This is a genomic window from Methylophaga thalassica MP (assembly GCF_000214595.1).
Classification (GTDB): domain Bacteria; phylum Pseudomonadota; class Gammaproteobacteria; order Nitrosococcales; family Methylophagaceae; genus Methylophaga; species Methylophaga thalassica.
Genome location: NZ_AFIG01000002.1, coordinates 16,984 through 34,365, shown reverse-complemented (window position 1 = coordinate 34,365; position 17,382 = coordinate 16,984). Strand labels below are relative to the sequence as shown.

At 39.9% G+C, this 17,382-nt stretch carries 20 protein-coding genes and 2 pseudogenes; 10 read left to right on the top strand and 12 right to left on the bottom strand.

What is annotated here, in order from left to right; genetic code table 11:
• Positions 1 to 19 precede the first annotated feature (19 nt).
• On the top strand, positions 20 to 367 hold the full coding sequence (locus MAMP_RS10940; RefSeq protein ID WP_007146109.1) for a hypothetical protein: 348 nt from the start codon (positions 20 to 22) through the stop codon (positions 365 to 367).
• An 81-nt stretch (positions 368 to 448) separates the two neighbouring features.
• Positions 449 to 859, top strand: a complete 411-nt coding sequence (locus MAMP_RS10935; RefSeq protein WP_007146108.1) for a hypothetical protein — start codon at positions 449 to 451, stop codon at positions 857 to 859.
• 69 nt (positions 860 to 928) lie between these two features.
• Here MAMP_RS10935 and MAMP_RS10930 read toward each other — a convergent pair whose 3' ends face one another.
• Entirely contained in the window at positions 929 to 1,327 is a 399-nt protein-coding gene (locus tag MAMP_RS10930) for a hypothetical protein (RefSeq protein WP_007146107.1), read from the bottom strand.
• 306 nt (positions 1,328 to 1,633) lie between these two features.
• Here MAMP_RS10930 and MAMP_RS10925 point away from each other — a divergent pair, with 306 nt between their 5' ends.
• The 3 genes from MAMP_RS10925 to MAMP_RS10915 all read left to right on the top strand — a co-directional run bounded on the left by MAMP_RS10925 (position 1,634) and on the right by MAMP_RS10915 (position 4,489).
• A complete protein-coding gene (locus tag MAMP_RS10925; RefSeq protein WP_040576527.1) occupies positions 1,634 to 3,052 on the top strand; it encodes a protein kinase domain-containing protein in 1,419 nt (472 codons plus the stop codon).
• A gap of 319 nt (positions 3,053 to 3,371) precedes the next feature.
• Positions 3,372 to 3,743: an MbcA/ParS/Xre antitoxin family protein gene (locus MAMP_RS10920; RefSeq protein ID WP_007146105.1), complete on the top strand. Its 372-nt coding sequence runs from the start codon at positions 3,372 to 3,374 to the stop codon at positions 3,741 to 3,743.
• 62 nt (positions 3,744 to 3,805) lie between these two features.
• Entirely contained in the window at positions 3,806 to 4,489 is a 684-nt protein-coding gene (locus MAMP_RS10915) for an RES family NAD+ phosphorylase (protein WP_202796135.1), read from the top strand.
• A gap of 678 nt (positions 4,490 to 5,167) precedes the next feature.
• On the opposite strand, the gene MAMP_RS10905 is transcribed toward MAMP_RS10915, so the two are convergent.
• From MAMP_RS10905 to MAMP_RS10870, 7 genes are all read right to left on the bottom strand, one after another.
• Positions 5,168 to 6,463, bottom strand: a complete 1,296-nt coding sequence (locus MAMP_RS10905) for a DUF5623 domain-containing protein (RefSeq protein ID WP_007146102.1) — start codon at positions 6,461 to 6,463, stop codon at positions 5,168 to 5,170.
• Between the two features lie 377 nt (positions 6,464 to 6,840).
• Positions 6,841 to 7,119, bottom strand: a complete 279-nt coding sequence (locus MAMP_RS10900; RefSeq protein WP_007146101.1) for a DUF5983 family protein — start codon at positions 7,117 to 7,119, stop codon at positions 6,841 to 6,843.
• A gap of 239 nt (positions 7,120 to 7,358) precedes the next feature.
• Complete coding sequence (locus MAMP_RS10895; protein WP_040576524.1) at positions 7,359 to 7,823, bottom strand: hypothetical protein; 465 nt, start codon at positions 7,821 to 7,823, stop codon at positions 7,359 to 7,361.
• A 115-nt stretch (positions 7,824 to 7,938) separates the two neighbouring features.
• Positions 7,939 to 8,376, bottom strand: coding sequence for a hypothetical protein (locus tag MAMP_RS10890; RefSeq protein ID WP_007146098.1), 438 nt, complete (start codon positions 8,374 to 8,376; stop codon positions 7,939 to 7,941).
• A gap of 176 nt (positions 8,377 to 8,552) precedes the next feature.
• Positions 8,553 to 8,753: a hypothetical protein gene (locus tag MAMP_RS10885; protein ID WP_007146097.1), complete on the bottom strand. Its 201-nt coding sequence runs from the start codon at positions 8,751 to 8,753 to the stop codon at positions 8,553 to 8,555.
• A 539-nt stretch (positions 8,754 to 9,292) separates the two neighbouring features.
• Complete coding sequence (locus tag MAMP_RS10880) at positions 9,293 to 9,757, bottom strand: hypothetical protein (RefSeq protein ID WP_007146096.1); 465 nt, start codon at positions 9,755 to 9,757, stop codon at positions 9,293 to 9,295.
• A gap of 195 nt (positions 9,758 to 9,952) precedes the next feature.
• The gene (locus tag MAMP_RS10870) at positions 9,953 to 10,600 is read right to left on the bottom strand and encodes a hypothetical protein (RefSeq protein WP_007146095.1); all 648 of its coding nucleotides are present in this window, start codon (positions 10,598 to 10,600) and stop codon (positions 9,953 to 9,955) included.
• Positions 10,601 to 10,898: 298 nt separating this feature from the next.
• On the opposite strand from MAMP_RS10870, the gene MAMP_RS10865 reads away from it, so the two are divergent.
• The 5 genes and pseudogenes from MAMP_RS10865 (at position 10,899) to MAMP_RS10840 (ending at position 15,232) form a co-directional block, all read left to right on the top strand.
• Complete coding sequence (locus MAMP_RS10865) at positions 10,899 to 11,525, top strand: glyoxalase superfamily protein (protein WP_007146094.1); 627 nt, start codon at positions 10,899 to 10,901, stop codon at positions 11,523 to 11,525.
• Positions 11,526 to 12,090: 565 nt separating this feature from the next.
• Entirely contained in the window at positions 12,091 to 12,444 is a 354-nt protein-coding gene (locus tag MAMP_RS10860; protein ID WP_007146091.1) for a class I SAM-dependent methyltransferase, read from the top strand.
• A gap of 31 nt (positions 12,445 to 12,475) precedes the next feature.
• A pseudogene (locus MAMP_RS16440) lies at positions 12,476 to 13,454 on the top strand (IS3 family transposase); the annotation flags it as partial.
• A 194-nt stretch (positions 13,455 to 13,648) separates the two neighbouring features.
• Positions 13,649 to 14,597 (top strand): annotated as a pseudogene (locus tag MAMP_RS10845) (IS3 family transposase).
• Between the two features lie 23 nt (positions 14,598 to 14,620).
• A complete protein-coding gene (locus tag MAMP_RS10840) occupies positions 14,621 to 15,232 on the top strand; it encodes a hypothetical protein (protein ID WP_139031923.1) in 612 nt (203 codons plus the stop codon).
• Positions 15,233 to 15,546: 314 nt separating this feature from the next.
• On the opposite strand, the gene MAMP_RS10835 is transcribed toward MAMP_RS10840, so the two are convergent.
• From MAMP_RS10835 to MAMP_RS10820, 4 genes are all read right to left on the bottom strand, one after another.
• Entirely contained in the window at positions 15,547 to 15,882 is a 336-nt protein-coding gene (locus MAMP_RS10835; protein ID WP_272941596.1) for an OB-fold protein, read from the bottom strand.
• Positions 15,883 to 16,300: 418 nt separating this feature from the next.
• Positions 16,301 to 16,618 (bottom strand): HigA family addiction module antitoxin, encoded by a 318-nt coding sequence (locus MAMP_RS10830; protein WP_007146084.1) that lies wholly within the window; start codon positions 16,616 to 16,618, stop codon positions 16,301 to 16,303.
• Positions 16,619 to 16,631: 13 nt separating this feature from the next.
• The gene (locus MAMP_RS10825; protein ID WP_007146083.1) at positions 16,632 to 16,922 is read right to left on the bottom strand and encodes a type II toxin-antitoxin system RelE/ParE family toxin; all 291 of its coding nucleotides are present in this window, start codon (positions 16,920 to 16,922) and stop codon (positions 16,632 to 16,634) included.
• Between the two features lie 68 nt (positions 16,923 to 16,990).
• On the bottom strand, positions 16,991 to 17,299 hold the full coding sequence (locus MAMP_RS10820) for a hypothetical protein (RefSeq protein WP_007146082.1): 309 nt from the start codon (positions 17,297 to 17,299) through the stop codon (positions 16,991 to 16,993).
• Positions 17,300 to 17,382 lie beyond the last annotated feature (83 nt).

Below are 17,382 nucleotides of genomic sequence, written 5' to 3'. Positions count from 1 at the left end.
AAAGAGGTGCTTATTAGCCATGAAAACCCCTACCCCGCCCGTATTCTCATATACATTACAACACTATGCTGGTCATCACGTTTTATGCATTACTGATGATTTTGATAATAGTAGGCCGAGTATCACTGTGACCAATACAGCTGAGTATGTTTTGAAAGATATAGCCAATGAAATTGGACAATTACCTGAGCTAATAATCTACCGAGATACACAAGGACATTGGGATAGAATGTTGATGAGTCAAACTGGGACGTTTATCAGGATTGAGCCAATAGTATCAGGTTTAAAGGTTCCTGTTCTGAGCCAAGATACAGCAGTGCAATTGGCAGTAACAAGTACAGCCAACTCACTCTCTGGTGTCGCTTAAGTGGATAGTATCAGTTTGAATGATGTACGGGTTTGAATATTGAAACTGATAGATAAAGATATAGATTGTAGGAGATTCAAGTTGGACAAAGATACATTCGAAAAACGACTAAAGAGACGAGATTTGGGAAGTGCTATTGTGATCTACTCGATTGCAGTAGCCTTGTTGGTCATATCAGTGCCTTATGGCTGGAGTTTGGGAAAAGAAGGCAACCTGATTGACAAGTATTTCATGGCAGTATTCGCTTTAGCCGGGGTTGGCATGATGAATATGTTTTTTATAAATACTATTTTGAAGATACTTAAAAGAACCTATTTGAAGTCATACTGGATTGAAGATCAAGGCGATGTTGTAAAGCTTTTCGGAGCTGTTCCCTTGCATGATATGTCATTTGTCGAGAAAGATTTATTGGCTAATAGAACAGGTTATAAGATTGTCAGCAATGCGTTCGATGAGTTTGGATGTACTATGGCTGCGGTTAAACTTAGATAAAATTCAAATTCATATTTAAGTAATAACACTAAACTAAAAAGGCACCACCGGAAGGTAGTGCCTTTTTTATTATGAGTTTGCAGCTAATTGATTCTTAGCTGATGAAGGATGTATTCCGAACTGTTTAAAGTACTTCGAATCATCGGTTGTAAAATATGTATTAACTTCACTTTGGCATGCTTCTTCAAGAACCTTCTCAAAGCTCTGAGAAAGATCATCAAAGATAATGAAGTGCTGCCCCCACGAGCTTCTAATCCTAACACCTTTAATCTTGTCGCTTTTGGTGTTCGGTGGCCCAGGTCGATTAGTTTCAATCATCACTGTTTCATAGCCAGCAACAGCTTTTGGATTTAGTGCTAATCGTTTTGGTGTATCGCTTTGAGCATTAAGAAGTGCTGGCCTATTAAAACCAAATTCTTTCTCAATGAAATGATATTCAGGGAAATGGTCAATGATTATGTGTCCCATAATACTCTCCTAAAGTTACGGGATACATTTATCCCAAGGAGGATAGATATACCCCTTGGGTGAACTAAATCAGCTTACTGATTAAATATAGAGTGCCGTTTTGTGGTGCGACAAAACCTATTGTGTAACAGAGTTACAGCGATAGATATAAATTACTATTCACCGCTTTTTCTGTCAAACGAACTATTGTGATGGAGTTCATAAAGAATAAAGTCTTTGCTGTACACTCTGTTGTTTTGAGATCAATTGTCTATCGTATTTAGTGTCTGACGGCTATTAAAGGAATATTAATATTGTGTCGAAAAAATTCGTTATAAGAAGAATCAGCTGGTAGGGGATTGGAGGCTCGAAAGTAAACTAGGAGTCGGTGGAAACGGTGAGGTATGGTCGGCTACTCATATAGCCAAGTCATCAGGTGCAATAAAACTATTAAAGAATATTAGATCCGTTGTTTATGACCGGTTTAGATCTGAAGTTGAAGCTATTGAGAAAAACCAAGATATTGTTGGTGTTATCCCTTTAATTGACAGTTTTCTACCTGAAGATATCTCTAGTCAAGTACCGTGGTATGTCATGCCTAAAGCTTTGAAGTTTACCGATTGGCGAGATGGCAAGAGTATTCTCCAAATCGTAGAAGGGATGCTAGAACTTGCAAAAACTATACATGAGCTTCATCAAAGAAAATTTCACCATCGAGATATAAAACCGGCCAACATTTTATTCCTCAATGATAGATTGTACATTTCCGACTTTGGCCTTGTTAAATACCCAGATAGACTTGATATCACGCCTGAAAAAAGTGATGTTGGACCAAAATATACAATGGCCCCTGAAATGAGACGGTATGCCCATCAAGCAGATGGTGAGGCAGCTGACATATACTCTTTTGCAAAGACTCTATGGATAGCCATTGTCGGTGACATGCAATGTTTTGATGGCCAGTACAGCCCTTTATCAGTCATTAGCATTAACTCTGTTTGTACTGGACTTTACACTAAATCACTCAATGAATTATTGGCTGAATGTACTGATAACTCTCCTGAGCTGAGACCTAGAATGAAAGATGTTATCAATAGAATTGAGGATTGGATTCGAATAAATAATGACTTTCATCAGCAAAATCTCACCGAGTGGTTTGATCTTCAAAACAGACTTTTTCCAGCTGGAATGCCTGAATCTGTTACTTGGACAAATAGCGAGAATATCATCACGGTATTGAATGAGATTGGAAAGACAAAGTCCTTGAATCATACCTTCCTACCGGGAGGTGGTGGTAATACGTTTATTGGTGCCGAGCATGCTAAAGAAGTTGGGATGATTGCAATCAAGATTTCAGATAGTATTTATGACTATATAAAACCTAGAAAACTGACATTTGAATCGTTCGGACTTAACCCAAAATGGAATTATTTTAGGTTAGAAGTTGAAGATATTGAATTGACCGATGTTTATGATGGGAAACGATCTTTCACCTGCTACGAAGAATTGGTGGAGCTTCAGGCTAATAAATATGCTCAAAGATATCATTGGGATATTCACGAATACCAAGGTGAGCCACTAACTGAAGATGCTCGTTTGGTCTGTAGGTACTTTAGCGGATGTTTTGTGATCTTCAGTACACGTTCACCTTATAACCTTGACCCAACAACTTATGATGGTCGACATAATAAGATGACCGAGCAAGCGTTTAGAGATTATATTTTTCGTAACGCATCGAGGTCATAGTTGTGTGGATTCAGTTTTATCTCTCTGTAAATTTTCAAGGTCACATATAAAATCAATGACTTACATATTTGTCATATTTGTGTAAATCTTGAAATTAATACTTGTTTCTCTTGTGAATCCAGATTTTGATATGAAATAAATCTAGAATTATGTTGTAGGTAATTTCTATCTAATTGATTTCAGTTGATACCGAGTCTATTTCATAATGTGTGCTTACACTTTGCGCTATGAAAAAGTGTGCATAATTGACAAATAATCTATAAAATGTGAATTAGTGACTAGTATGGGATGTCCATATAGATAACAAAGAGGGGGATGTATGAACGTTATTCAACAACAACTTCCAGACAGAAATGCTGTGCTTAGTAAAGCTATCCTGAGAGCTGCTGAGCAACTTGGTCTTAACCAGACTGAGACTGGCGCAGCAATTGGTTTGCATAGAACCTCAATTAGTAAGCTTAAAAGCCATGCTTTACTGAATCCAGAAACTAAAGAAGGTGAATTGGCTCTCTATGTCATTCGTATTGCCAGAGCTTTATTTGCTTTAACTGGCGGTGATGAAACATGGATTAAACGGTTTATGCGTTCTCATAATCAAATGACCGGTGGCGTTCCTGCTGAGCAGATTGCGACTATTAGTGGCTTAATGACCGTCCTTCGGTATGTGGATGCTATTCGAGGTAAAGTATAGTGATATGGAAGGCCTGCAATGGCCAGGGTCATATAAAACCTATATCTGGAACCCTTCATCGCTTGGTTGAAAGTCAAGAACAGGTAGCTACTATGGGGTATGTGGATGACATGCATGAGCAGTCATTGCTAGAAACAATGCTTGATGAGGTTAAACCACCCTACCCTGAAAACCTTAATGGATATCATTATTTGTTGACGACACCTTTCCGATATCCACCTCTTAAGCATGGTTCTCGGTTTGGTCGAACAAATGAACCAAGTTTGTTTTATGGTGGTTGTAGTCCAGATACGACATTAGCAGAGGCGGCTTATTATCGGTTTGTTTTCATAAGCACCATAGCAGATGTAACAGCATTAGATAAGATTAGCACAGAACACACAATGTTCAGTGTGGACTATTATTCCAATAATGGAATCCAACTCCATGCGCCCCCTTTCAGCCAGTTTGATGCAGAATTAAAACACCCCGAAAATTATGCTCATGCTCAGGATGTTGGATCTGATATGCGAGCTTCAGGCGTAGATGCATTTGAGTACTGCTCTGCACGTGATACTAGTAGTGGGTTTTGTGTTGCTCTATTTAATAAATCACCGTTTCAAAGTTTAGAGCCTAAGAGCAAGGCTGCTTGGTTGTGCATCACTACATTGAACCAAGTTTCATTCAAACGTGTAGATTCATCCGAAACTTTTCATTATCCAGTTATAGATTTTCAGGTAGACGGTAGACTACCTTTACCTGCGTAAGATATACAAAATAGCACTCTCGCATATGCGTACAGGCTAAATTCGATTGAGAGCTGTAAAGCTGGATTTATTACTCAATGAATGGTTCCAATCTTGAGGCCTCAAGTGATTTCAATGATTATTTTTGGATTTGAAGAAACCTCGTTAAAACAGCCAATCTGGAAATAGCTTTTATACCACCTAATGCGCTTTATTTGAGTAAATCCAGCTATTGGTTGATTGTAAATCCAAGGTCTGAATGTGTAGATATTGTATGCAGTTGTTTCTATTTAACATTGAATCTAGCCATGTACATATGCTTACGTCTTCTTGTATTCACGAATTTTCTCCAACATGAATTCTGGTGTTATATCTGGGTGAATAAAACACCACATGGCAATAAATTCAAAAACTCCATCCTTGTACAAATCGTGATTCAGAACATAGTCGTCTTCAAGTGCTTCCTCGATACACTCTGGGAATTCATACTTCCAAGACCGCTCGGCATATTCGATTCTAAGTTTAGTTTCACTCATCTGATTCGGATGCATAACGTGCATAACCATCATCTTATTTTGTTAAAACAATTAGTTATTAATAGTACACATACTTCTATACAAAGTGATCAAAAAAAGAGAAAAGGCCTATTCACCACTTATCGATGAATAGGCACTAAACATGTGACTTCTTAAAAGTTTTTTATAGAAGCTTAGAAGTGAGCTTTATGGAAGTGGTCAGCTTTCCAGTCATTCGTCGTAAAGGTTCACAATCGACATAACACTCTTCTAATAAACGTTTGAGGTGCTTTAGTAATTCCACAACGCCTTTTGAGGAAGCCACTTGCGAAATAAGCGGGTCATTGCCATCAATCTCTCCGTAATAGAAATAATCATATAGATCCGTTATTTTTCTGCTGTGCTCTGCAAGAAACCAATCTTCTAATGTGCTCTTGATAGAAGATAAACGGTTATTAACAGTTCTTGGCTTTGCAACTGATTCCTCAATAGCTTTTATCATTCTCGCTGCTAGTTGATGGTTCTCAACCGACATTTTTGCATTGGGGCGACGTTCATTATCCACAGAGTCCCAGTATCTCATTGGTGCAGTTTTCTTGCTTGGAGTCCTATAGATAGTACCTTTAGCTACTGCTCTGTTTTTATCCTGGGGAGTTTTACATAAAGGGCTGTAAAATATTTCGTGCCCTTCAGCTGACGTGCCTGTCCAGTTTTCAAGTGTTAGAGGCTGAGGGATATTGTCAATTTTAGACATTAAACCAGCAAAGTCATATCCTGTCGTAGCGTCAGTTGCAACATACAGTTTGGACATACCGGGGAAATACATTCCTGGCCACTTAGAAGGCTGTAAAGACCATTTATGTTTTGCAGCCCATGCCTCTCTTTCAGCATTAAATACAGAATTTGGATAAGGCTCATCTATTAGTATGAATTGACCAGTCTTTGGATCATACCAATCAGTTGCGTGATCAGTTTTAGGTAATCTATTTTTTGGGTCTTTCTCTGGATAGGCTGCAAAGATGTCTTGACTTGGTTTCAATCCCGTAGCTTCCATAAATCTTAATGCTCGTACAGCTTTGCAGATTTTTTCTACTGCCGCCTGTTTACTATGAATGACGACATCACTAACAAAGTGATCGGGAGATGCAAGCCTAAATTCAGCTAGGCCGTTTGAATACTTAAGTTCGTTTTTTGTTGCTGTATCAAGCAAAGGTTTTGACAGCTCTATTTCAAGGAGCTCTCTGCCACGCTCATGACTTTCTCGATCATACCAATAGACAGTGAAGAATAATTGGTGTTTTGAGATAGAAAGATTCTTATTTGTTAGGCAGTTTCTAGCATGATTATAATTTTCATAACCAGCTTCTTTAGCTGCAATATCCAAAGCTTCGTGATGATGTATGCTATAAGCTTTCTTGAGCTGTTTGGCGCGACGTTTTATGCCATTGAGGGTCGATGGACGGACTTTTTCTGTCAACATTTCTAATCTCCCAGCTTGCCTAAAAGCGTCACTCGTCTGCCACCACTAAACAAGCCCGATTAAAAATATTGAGCTAGTAGAATAGATATAATCAGTAGTGCTTCAAAAGCTTTGCAATGACGAGTGACAGGCTCCTACCAAGAGCAATACTTTTATAAGCTATATGCAAAAGAAATGCAACCGAGTGACATTTGTTGATCCGGTTTGTAACAGTCAAGGAAATACTCAGACATCAAGTGACTGGATTGCTGGATAGTAATTTTATGTTTAAAGCTAAGGGTTAAACATTTCTAAGTGAATATAGTGTATGGACTGTATCTCAAAACAACCTGTGAACAAGCTGCTTTGAGATACCCCCGTAATGGGGGGATCAATGTTTACCAGTCGTGCAGAATAAACTCTTCTAACGTATCGGCATCACTGTCCAGCTCAATCATCCCAAATCCTTTATCGAGAGCAAACTCAATAAGTTTTTGTAGTGAATAGCTGTAACTTGGTCTGATATTGCTAGCTTTTTCATCTTGGTAAAGCTTAATGAAATAACCAGAATTTCTAACCATTACCATATTTGTCTGATATGCAGCTGCTTTTAGTGCAACATTATCAGATTCTTCAATATGGCCAGTGCTTAATGCCAGAACGCTGTATGTTTCCATCTTTGTCTCTCCAATTTAATAGAGAAACTGGTCTCCCTTTTGGGGAGGCCAGCTCCCCTTGGGATAGATTTATCAGTCGCTCGCTTGCGAATTGACTGTGACTAATTTTATGTTTGAATCTTTCATTGCTGACCAATATGCGTCATCAAAGACTTTCTCTTCTACGAATATTTGATCAGTGACCGTGTTATCAATGGAAGTCGTCTGAAGTAATGCATAAAATAACATCTGACAAACTCCTATAACGAAACGTGGCCAGCGACTAACGTGGAAGATAATTGTTCCTCGTTGATGCCTGGTGACTCATTTTCTGCAACCAAATAAACATCTTCTGCATAATTGGCTTGGATAACGCCATAATCCTTGTTGAATTTCAGAAAATCATTGGCACTTCTAAGTCCATAAATTTGCTTGGCCAGAAATGTTTTACCCATGCTATGAACCGCGTAAGGCAGTTGATTAACTTTGGCTTTGGCTTTAAGTCTGAGTCGAGATTGATATAAGGCACAATCGTTCACTATCGTCGTTATTTCCTCCCAGGTATAGCTTAGAGAGGAACCTGGCTTCTGATTCTGCCAAAACTCGGTAGCAATATTAAAAGCGTCTTGTTCTATTGCTTCGTCACATGACTCAATAATGCAGGCATTTTTATATCCTGACCAACATCCACCTAATCCATAAGCAACTAGAAATTTCTTTCTCATCATCATTCTCCTGATGCGAGAAGTACTCACTCCCCAAAAGGAGTAAATACCTCCCAGGGGGTGAGTTAAATATCTGGCCAGTCGCCAGATAATGCTTGTGATTAATTAACTATCCTTACGCAGCCAGTTTTTTCTGGTACATACCGCTCGTCCACGCACTAGTCGGGACTCGCAGCGGATAGATTTCATGAATTTTGTCGAAGAACCTTAAAGCTACTCTTGCATGATGATGTGCAGCGAGAGGGTTAATGCCCCAGTCATACCGGACATCGTTATCTCTAATCACAACACTTAATGCGTAGTAACCTACCCAGTGAGTAAGTACAATGCTATAAAAGTTGTTCTCAGCAATTATGCTACCGCCTCCATAGCTTTCGTTTTCAACCTTATAAAAGCTATCTGGTAAAAGACTGACTAAGGTTTCTTCTAAATTCTCATAATCCAGATTGGTTTGATCAATATCTAGCTCACCTCCGTTGTAATAACCGTGAACATGTAGATCCTCGATATACACAGTTTCAGCATTTGCTAGTGTGAAATTTCCAACTCCCATGGTACTTCTCCTAAATTAATTGTGTGCTATCCTCATTCACATGAAAAAACACACAGAACTAAAGCTTGTTCATAAAAATACTGAACAACCACTTTCAGAAGCCTTAATTCGTGCCATCGTGCTTGAAAACGATGATGAAAAGGCTGCCGAAATTGTTAAAAGAATTAATAGTCGAGCTAAGCTGACTTCGGTAGTAAACAGGCCCGAGTCACTACTTCCTCATCAATCAGGCGAATAGCCAGTTTTAAGTCAGATTGCACTTCGGTACCCATTGTGTTGCCAATCAATTCTTCTAGCTTTAGCCTTCTTAAGGCTAAGTCTTCAAGGGGGGAATTTTCGATCCAATCAATCAATTCTTTGAGTAACTGTTTTTGCATTTCCTTTCTCCATAAAAAAAGGGATGCCAGCTACTTCCCAAGGGAATAGTTAACACCCCTTGGGTTTTCATCATCATTCAGCGTACTGAATGAACGTTGAGTCCGGTTTTGATAAGTCCGGATTACTTTTCATGGCAACATCGTCACCAGGAATCGTTATTCCAAAATAATCTCCTAAAATTACTTTGGAATACCCTCTCTGTGGAGAAGGTATTCAATTGCATATCAACTTAGTTGATTTGCTCCTATCTGTTCTGACTTATATTTCTCATACAAAGATACATGGCAGTACAGTCCATCTGGCCTTTTAACACTTTCTTTATAACCCGGGTGATTTACCTGACAGCCTGTACAGAACCAGTCTTGAGGATTGTGTAACTTACCTCCTGGGCGAAAGTCTCGTTGGTGGATTTTTCTTGATGGATATCTTTTCATCGTGATTGTCTCCAGTGTTTAGGAGACCACTCCCATACAGAGGGAGTAATCCCCTGTAGGGTGTTGATGCTTTGTCGTCCCAACGTATTGGGAGAGCTGTTTTTCTATTGAACTTGTCCAGCACGGACTAGAGAAGACATGTACTCATCTTCAGAGTCAGGATGCATTACTTGACCACAAGCTGCACACTCATCCCATGGATCAGATGCTGACACTGTGGTCTGATTACAGCCACGTGGACAGTAAACGGTAACGCTACCTTTAGCTTGTGGATCACGAAGTAAATGCATTTCTGCTGCTTGAGTTGCATCAGATACTGCGTCTTCGAACTCTGGAAATTGCTGAAGGAAAACTGATTCACACCAGGAAGAGCCAGATGTTATCGCATTAAAAGTAAAGTTATACACGCGACCCACGGCTAATTCGTAGTAAGAAACTGCTTCTTCGAAATTACATGAAACGCATTCAACTTTTGCCAAAAATTGATATATACCAATATCAGCATAAAAATTGAGTACATCTTCAAGGTTCAATGAATCTTGGCTATTCACCGCTTCTTCTTTAATCATGGAAATTCTCCATAAGAAAAAGGGGCAGCCGTCCCGAAGGGGTAGCATACCCCTTGGGTTCGTAGGCAAAGCAGTTTACTGCTTTGATAATGAGTGCCAGCTTAAAAGTGTGACAGAACTTTCAATGCAACTAGGTTGCAAAGATAATTTGAATTTATCTTATGCGGAGGTAGGTGTCAAACGTCGCACATTAGTTTAGGTAGGTAGTTCACCTAATTCAGTTTTATTTCCATAAAAGAGCGTGAATGATGGATGGAAGCTATCTACATATCCTGATGCATTCACTACGGCTTTTTTTATGTGAAATAACTTATCGTCTTTTTTGTCCAGGACAAATAGCTTTTCACTCGATGCCAGCCTGATATGTCTGATGAGCTGAAATAGCAGCTCTGGAGATTTTGCTTTTGTACCCGAAGCAACAATGACCGGCGCAGCACAATAAAGAATGTCTGAATCGGCTGTAAACATCTTGGAGTGCTTCAAATTCTGCTGAAAGTCTTCTATGGCCTTTGTCGAGTCCTGATTTTTAAGGTTAAACAAGTTATAAATCTTGATTGTTCCACCATGATAATGAGATGAAAACAGATTTAGAATGTTACGCATTAAAGGGTCGAGTTTGAATTCAACATACATCTCGTCTTGTTTGGGCTCTATAAAGAATGGCAGCTCTTGGGAACGTAAGTAATCAGTTTTCGACTCGTTATTTAAAGGTAATGCACTGCCAGGGTTGAGCAGAATTAAATTAGCAATTAGATCCCAACTATTACCAAACTGTAAGATTGTTTGGTCTCTAAAGAAAATCTTAGCATTGTCGTCTTCTTCCCATTTGGCATAACATTTCATACTGCTATAAGTCTCTCAAACTGTGGAGACTTATATTGCATCATTCCAGAGATATCTTCAAAAACTATGCACTCTCATCAAAAAGCCCGGTTTCATGCAGCAAAATAGCGAAAGATTTATAGCTATAAATTTTCTCTGGCATCTAATTCTCCAGTTTGCTAATCTTAAATCTGGCTTATCGACGCCGGCTACCCACTATGCAAACTCGAACGAGACGATGCAAAAAACTATATGGTGAAATCTTTTTCCGTGATGTACGGGCAGTGGGTACTCGTAATAACATCATAGGAGTACAAAGATGATTACCAAAATCATACGTGGCAATACTGCCCACATAGACTCTTCTTCTGTTAGTAAACTCAAGGCCCAGGCTAAAAAGCTTAAGCGTGCTGAAAATATCACTCACACTGAAGCACTTGAACAAGTAGCCAAGAAATTTGGTTTTGATAATTGGCACCAGGTCATAGATGGAAATAAAATCTTTCAGGAAACTGAACGATGTCTCAATCATGGAATCTTCGCCGTATTCAACCTTGAAGATGCAATAGAGATTTTTGATACCAAGCTCTATCTCACTGAGGACGATCTAGCTGAGGTTGTCATTCACGATGCTTATTATCAGTACTTCATTCACCTAATTGAAGAGGATGATGAAGATAATAGGCAACTGAAAGACATCTATACTGAAGAAGAACTTAAAGAAATTTTTGATAATGAAATATCAAGTAAGAAGTTTTATCGCATTAACTTCATGATTCCGGGACTGAGTGACGAAGGTGCTTGTTATTCGTTGAATACCCTTCTTGATAAAGCCATAGTTAAATTACCCGAACTCTATATAGTCAAAGGTAAGTTTGTAGAGAATGACTATATCTTCGATAACGAATGGTTCGAAGATGATGAGAGCTATCTTCCTGAGCATTGACCACAAAATCGAGCCAATATTTTTTTCAGGTATTTGTATCGATCCAAACTCACTACAGAATTTTGATAATAAAGATAATTCATAACGTACAAATTAGACATTTAGCACTGGTGGAATAGGCCGCTTATTGAATTAATCGGTGAAGATGACGAAACCCAATAATTAGTGCTTGTTCTCGATGGTGGTGCTTGGGACCGATGTACAAACCATGGGAGGATTTGATGACTCAGAAATTGCTATCGCTAAAGCATTAGACCTTATGGGTAATAATATAAACGACATTCATTAATATAACTTTCAGATTGATAAAAACATTAGGTTTGACGGGTCACCAGATCCGTCAAAGACTATAAGCCAACTAGTCTTAGTTGTATTTCCATGCTAGAAATTGACACATTTCTTATACCGCTACGAACTCCCCCAGTTTTTTAATTCGATACGAAATCATCACGTGATCGTCACCATTCTGGAGGGCACTTGCGCGATCAAACTTCCATGAGAGATTGGATTTGAGCTTTAGGGAATCACCCTACAGCAAGCAAATTCAATCACTCTGGAGGAATAAATGAATCTGTCACCACAAAATAGCTTCAGCCCTGATAACAAAAAATCAACGATGGCCTTAGTATCGAGGATTAAAAGTGAAGATCAGGACTTTGAATGGTATCCCACTACTGAAGAAATGCTTAAAGTCATAAAAGATGACATCGATAAAATGGTTGATGACTATGATATCAATCCTAACCCTTCTATTCTTGATTGTGGGGCTGGAGATGGGCGGTCACTCAAATATCTTACTGAAGGTCAACGATACGCGATAGAGAAGTCTAAGCCCCTTATCCAGGCTATGGATAAATCGATATTTGTTATTGGTGCTGAGTTCCATTGTAGTGGTTTACTGATCCCGGACACCATTTAAGGAGGTAATATGACCTTCGAAGAGGTGTTCAATGACAAAACAAAGAAGAAGTTTTACTGCTGAGTTCAAGCTGGAAGCCGCGAGTCTGGTGATAGACCAGAACTACAGTGTTCCAGAAGCATGCCAAGCTCTTGATGTGGGCGAGTCAGCCCTACGTCGCTGGGTTAAACAGTTACAAGCTGAACGAGATGGACATACGCCTGCATCCAAGGCGCTGACACCGGAACAGCAGCGTATTCAGGAGCTGGAAGCACGAGTAAAACGCCTAGAGCAGGAGAAAACCATATTAAAAAAGGCTACCGCTCTCTTGATGTCGGACGAGCTCGGCTCTACACGCTTATAGAGCAATTGAGAGAGCACGGTAGGCTAAATCTTATTTGCTCACTGTTTGGTGTTGGCCTGAGTAGCTTTTATGACAGACAGAAACGTCGTACACAGCCGGATATAAAGCGACTTCAACTGCGTTCTAAAGTGAAAGAGTTCTTTACAAAAAGCCGGGGCAGCGCCGGGAGTCGCACCCTTGTCGGCATGCTACGGGACGAAGCGATAGAGATTGGCCGCTTCAAGGTCAGACGGCTGATGTCTGAGCTGGGGCTGATTTGCAAACAGCCAGGCCCTCATGCCTATAAGCTAGCGACTATTGAAAGGCCGGATATACCCAATGTGCTTAATCGGGAGTTTGAGCCTGACCGAGCGAATCAAGTCTGGTGTGGAGACATTACCTATGTCTGGACAGGTCATCGCTGGCATTACTTGGCCGCTGTGCTGGATTTATATACCCGCCGTGTCGTGGGTTGGGCGATGTCGGTTAGGCCTGATGCAGACTTGGCCCGTCAAAGCACTGGATATGGCGTATGAGTCGCGGGGTAAACCACAGAGTGTGTTATTCCACAGCGATCTAGGGTAGCCAATACTACGCCTCGAAATATCGGCAACGGTTATGGCGCCTACCGCATTTTTCACAACCATGACCCGACTGCTATTGCTGGGTAAATGCCCCAATGAAGCGTTGTTCGGAGCATTAAGCTGATGGTTGCCGAGAACTGTTTATCGTACACTAAGYGGAAAACAAAGCTGCCGAGTGGAYTATCCGGTTGAAAGGCAGATCGTCTTCCGTGAAGATTAGTCGAACCGCATTTCGATGGACGTTAACCTGCGTTAAAAAATACGCCTGTTTGAGTTCTGAGCCCGTCGTCTCAAGTCCTTGAACAAGAAAAATGCCCAGCTCAAAAAATTACTGCGAATCCATGCTGACAATGAAGCCCTCAAGTGGCATTGAACCGAAAGTACTGACCGTCAGGAATAAGCGGGAGGCGGTGCGCTCTATGCTGTCACAAACAGCTATTTCTGAGCGCAGAGCCTGTTCCTTGGTCGGTCTGAACCGCGCCACCATGCGATACCAATGCCAGTCAACACAAGAAACTGACATGGTACAGCGTATTAAAGCGATTGCCTTTGAACGACGTCGGTTTGGTTACAGGCGAGTACATCAGCTATTACGTCGAGAGGGACGCCATGTGAACCACAAGAAAGTTTATCGGTTGTATCGAGAAGCTGGACTGGCGGTACGTAAACGAAAACGACGCAAAGGTCTCATGGTGGAGCGTCAGCCTTTATTGCTACCAGACAGACCCAACCATACCTGGTCGATGGATTTTGTAATGGACGCACTCGCCAATGGTCGGCGCATCAAATGCCTGACCATCGTTGATGACTTTAGCAAAGAATGTCTGGATATACCGGTTGCACATGGAATCTCTGGTGAGCAGGTCGCACGAACACTGAACACTATTGCTGCCTTTAGAGGCTATCCGGTGGCAGTAAGAACTGATCAGGGGCCAGAATTTACCGGAAAAGCGCTGGATCAGTGGGCATATCAACATGGTGTTGAATTGAAACTGATACAACCGGGAAAGCCCATGCAAAATGGCTATATCGAGAGTTTCAACGGTAAGTTTCGAGATGAATGTTTAAATGAGCACTGGTTTAGTGATCTGGCCCATGCCAGAGAGCTGATCAATCAATGGCGAATTGACTACAATGAAAATCGGCCTCACTCTTCACTTGGCTATCAAACGCCATTGGAGTTTGCTGCTGCCAACCGACAAATTGATTCAAGAACCACGGGCATTACTAATTTAAAGTTGGACTAGATATTGGGGGCAGGTCAGAGCAATTGGCGCAGGTAAAATATAAAGAAACAACAATTATGGCTGGCGAAGTATTTTTTAGTGGTTATCCATTGCCAAATGACATGACTTCAGATGTTAAATATCTAAATAGTAGGTATGCGCTCTGGCAGTCAGAACATTTGTCGTATGCGGGAGTGTACGGATATAGAGGTATTGGAAATGTGCAAGAAAAAGTAGCAAAAATCGAGATTATAAAAGACATTACTGTTTTAGAGATGCCTTTAAACTTTCATCCCGCGAGTTGTTTTTTTGAATGGAAGTTGCAGGGGAATCGTTATGATGTTTCATATTCAAACCCAAGAAATGACATGTCCTGGGATAAGGAGGTAACGCAGCCAGATCATCATATAGATAAACATTTTTATGAAATTATCAGTCACCTGGGATTTGATAGAAGAATATCTGGATTTATTAGGCGCTCACTAGATGAGGATGAGTATACTACTGGATCCATTTATGAGTTTGCTTTGATGGATAGATCGGCTGCAAAAATTCTTAGTACTGCCAACCTTCCTAGCACTGTTGATGATTTCTGGATGCTTATAGAATCACAAAAGCAAATAGGAAAAAGCTTAGAGAGTGCTTTATTTAAATAGCAATATGAAACCAGCTTGAGATGATAGTTTTCACTATGGACTAACATGCTTGAATAATATGTACTTATCAGCAATAAACTGACTTTTGCATTTTTTTGTCTGTTTTATTGCATTCTCATCCTTAAATAATCCTAGTAAATTTAATGCTGAGTAAGACACTTAAATTATTTCGATGTGGGGTATTTTGTTTCAGAGCTTATCTATTTGGTGAAAGTTAAAATTCATTTAGATAATGCCTTGCCTCAGGGTGAATACACTGTTTCGGCAGTCTGATGGAGGCCAGTTTTTTTGCCGTAGCAAATTACACCGCCTAGTTATACATTTTCGATACTGCAATTTTTAAGTTGAATTAAACCGAACATTCCGTAACTGTTAAATAAGCCTTTTACAGTAATTTTTTGTCCTTTATTAAGATCAAAAACTTTACTTGCTGATGTCGACCCCTCTGGCACCAGGCAGATAACGTCACTATTTAGTGCTCTTTTATTTGGTTCTGCGGTAGTAGCAAGTATATGAATTCTATAATTCTCTTTACGAATATCATTAATACTTGATATTTCTCCATACACTTCAATTTCTTGATTTTTATAAAGGTGCTCAAACTTCATTTTGTTGTTTTTCAACGAATCAAGTAAGTCAACTGCCGAAATAGGCTTAACCGTATCAGCGAAAATTGAAACAGAAAATAATAGGCTTGTAAAAATAAAAAAATATTTATTAAATTACCTTATTCATTAAGTCATGCATAACGCCGCGCTCAAGGGCATTTTTTAATTTCACGTTTTGTGTGTTACCTTTATACAGCAAAGCAACGAATTACAAGGGGTGTAGCATTTTGTTATCAATGGCCGCCAAGCCCAAGTCCCCCCCCCAAAAAAAATTAGTGCTACAACCACACCGACAAGAATTTTACCAATATGATCGAAACCCCATTGTTTGACTGGGTCATCTATAGGTTTTGATGGCGACGTTGTAGTTGAATTTACTTGATTATTCTGACCGGTTTGCAATCTAGATTCATTTTTTTAGTCTTTAGTAACTTTTCATCGTCCAAAAATGATTTAGTTATTATGCAACCTCGACTAATCGTGCAGCATGATCAAGTTTTTCTGTGAATGATTCGTTATGTTGAGCCTGCCACATGTCATTCATGATCTGTAAGTTAAGCCAGAAGCCAGATGTAGTGCCAAGTACTTTTGATAACAACAAGGCCGTTTCTACGGTTACGCTTCGACGACCAACGCAAAGTTCGTTTACAGTCTTGCGACTAACCCCCATGGCTCTTGCTAATTGTCCTTGGCTGACTTCTAAAGGAATTAAGAATTCTTCAGTTAGCATTTCGCCTACAGGAGTTGGGTGAGCAGGTATTTTCAATTCTTTCATCATAATAATTACCTCATCATTTATATTCATGTGGATCTAGGTAAAGGTCAATAGCTTCACCATCATCCCATTTGAATATCAACCGGTATTTCCTGTTCACACGAATTGAACACCGGTCATTCAGTTTCCCAGATAAGTGCTCAAAGCGATTGCCGGGCGGGACTTTTAAATCATTCTCTGCTTCGGCGGCATGGACTATATCTAGTTTACGCCTTAAAGCACCTTCGATAGCTTTAGGTATTCCACGGGCTGTTGTGCCGTGAAAATAGAAGTCTTCAAGCTCCTGGTCTTTAAAAGATTTAATCATGATTTATAGTAACATGTAACGTTATGCGTTACAAGTATATTTTAATCGCCAAGTATTACTTGTATAGCTTATTCTGAGCAGCTTGTAAGCCACTCCTCAAAGCTCTGATGTGTGATGTGGTTCGATTCGAGATCAGGTATTAACTCGAGCCTAATACAATATTGTGCTCCGATAATGGTATAGCTGGCTAGTTTTACTGCTTCTTTTACACTTGGTAATGTTGCCAAGTGAACTGAGCCTGAAATGATCACTACAGCACCCTGGTAGGTCTCTTCAAAATATACAGTAATCCTGTCATCGTCATAATCATCATCATGCAGTTTTAGTGGTCTTGGAGGAATGAATGCTGTTTGTAGATCATTTCTGACTCTAATCACGAAACCATCCTTGTGACTGAATGAATTAAACGTGGATGAAGCATGTAAACTGAAGCATCAATGTCATAGCGATGGATGACAAT

Coding starts and splice junctions, on each gene's coding strand:
- MAMP_RS10865 (WP_007146094.1), top strand. CDS start 10,899: ATGATTACCAAAATCATACGTGGCAATACTGCCCACATAGACTCTTCT.
- MAMP_RS10880 (WP_007146096.1), bottom strand. CDS start 9,757: ATGATTAAAGAAGAAGCGGTGAATAGCCAAGATTCATTGAACCTTGAA.
- MAMP_RS10870 (WP_007146095.1), bottom strand. CDS start 10,600: ATGAAATGTTATGCCAAATGGGAAGAAGACGACAATGCTAAGATTTTC.
- MAMP_RS10860 (WP_007146091.1), top strand. CDS start 12,091: ATGAATCTGTCACCACAAAATAGCTTCAGCCCTGATAACAAAAAATCA.
- MAMP_RS10890 (WP_007146098.1), bottom strand. CDS start 8,376: ATGGGAGTTGGAAATTTCACACTAGCAAATGCTGAAACTGTGTATATC.
- MAMP_RS10825 (WP_007146083.1), bottom strand. CDS start 16,922: ATGATTAAATCTTTTAAAGACCAGGAGCTTGAAGACTTCTATTTTCAC.
- MAMP_RS10930 (WP_007146107.1), bottom strand. CDS start 1,327: ATGGGACACATAATCATTGACCATTTCCCTGAATATCATTTCATTGAG.
- MAMP_RS10940 (WP_007146109.1), top strand. CDS start 20: ATGAAAACCCCTACCCCGCCCGTATTCTCATATACATTACAACACTAT.
- MAMP_RS10905 (WP_007146102.1), bottom strand. CDS start 6,463: ATGTTGACAGAAAAAGTCCGTCCATCGACCCTCAATGGCATAAAACGT.
- MAMP_RS10830 (WP_007146084.1), bottom strand. CDS start 16,618: ATGATGAAAGAATTGAAAATACCTGCTCACCCAACTCCTGTAGGCGAA.
- MAMP_RS10920 (WP_007146105.1), top strand. CDS start 3,372: ATGAACGTTATTCAACAACAACTTCCAGACAGAAATGCTGTGCTTAGT.
- MAMP_RS10900 (WP_007146101.1), bottom strand. CDS start 7,119: ATGGAAACATACAGCGTTCTGGCATTAAGCACTGGCCATATTGAAGAA.
- MAMP_RS10895 (WP_040576524.1), bottom strand. CDS start 7,823: ATGAGAAAGAAATTTCTAGTTGCTTATGGATTAGGTGGATGTTGGTCA.
- MAMP_RS10885 (WP_007146097.1), bottom strand. CDS start 8,753: ATGCAAAAACAGTTACTCAAAGAATTGATTGATTGGATCGAAAATTCC.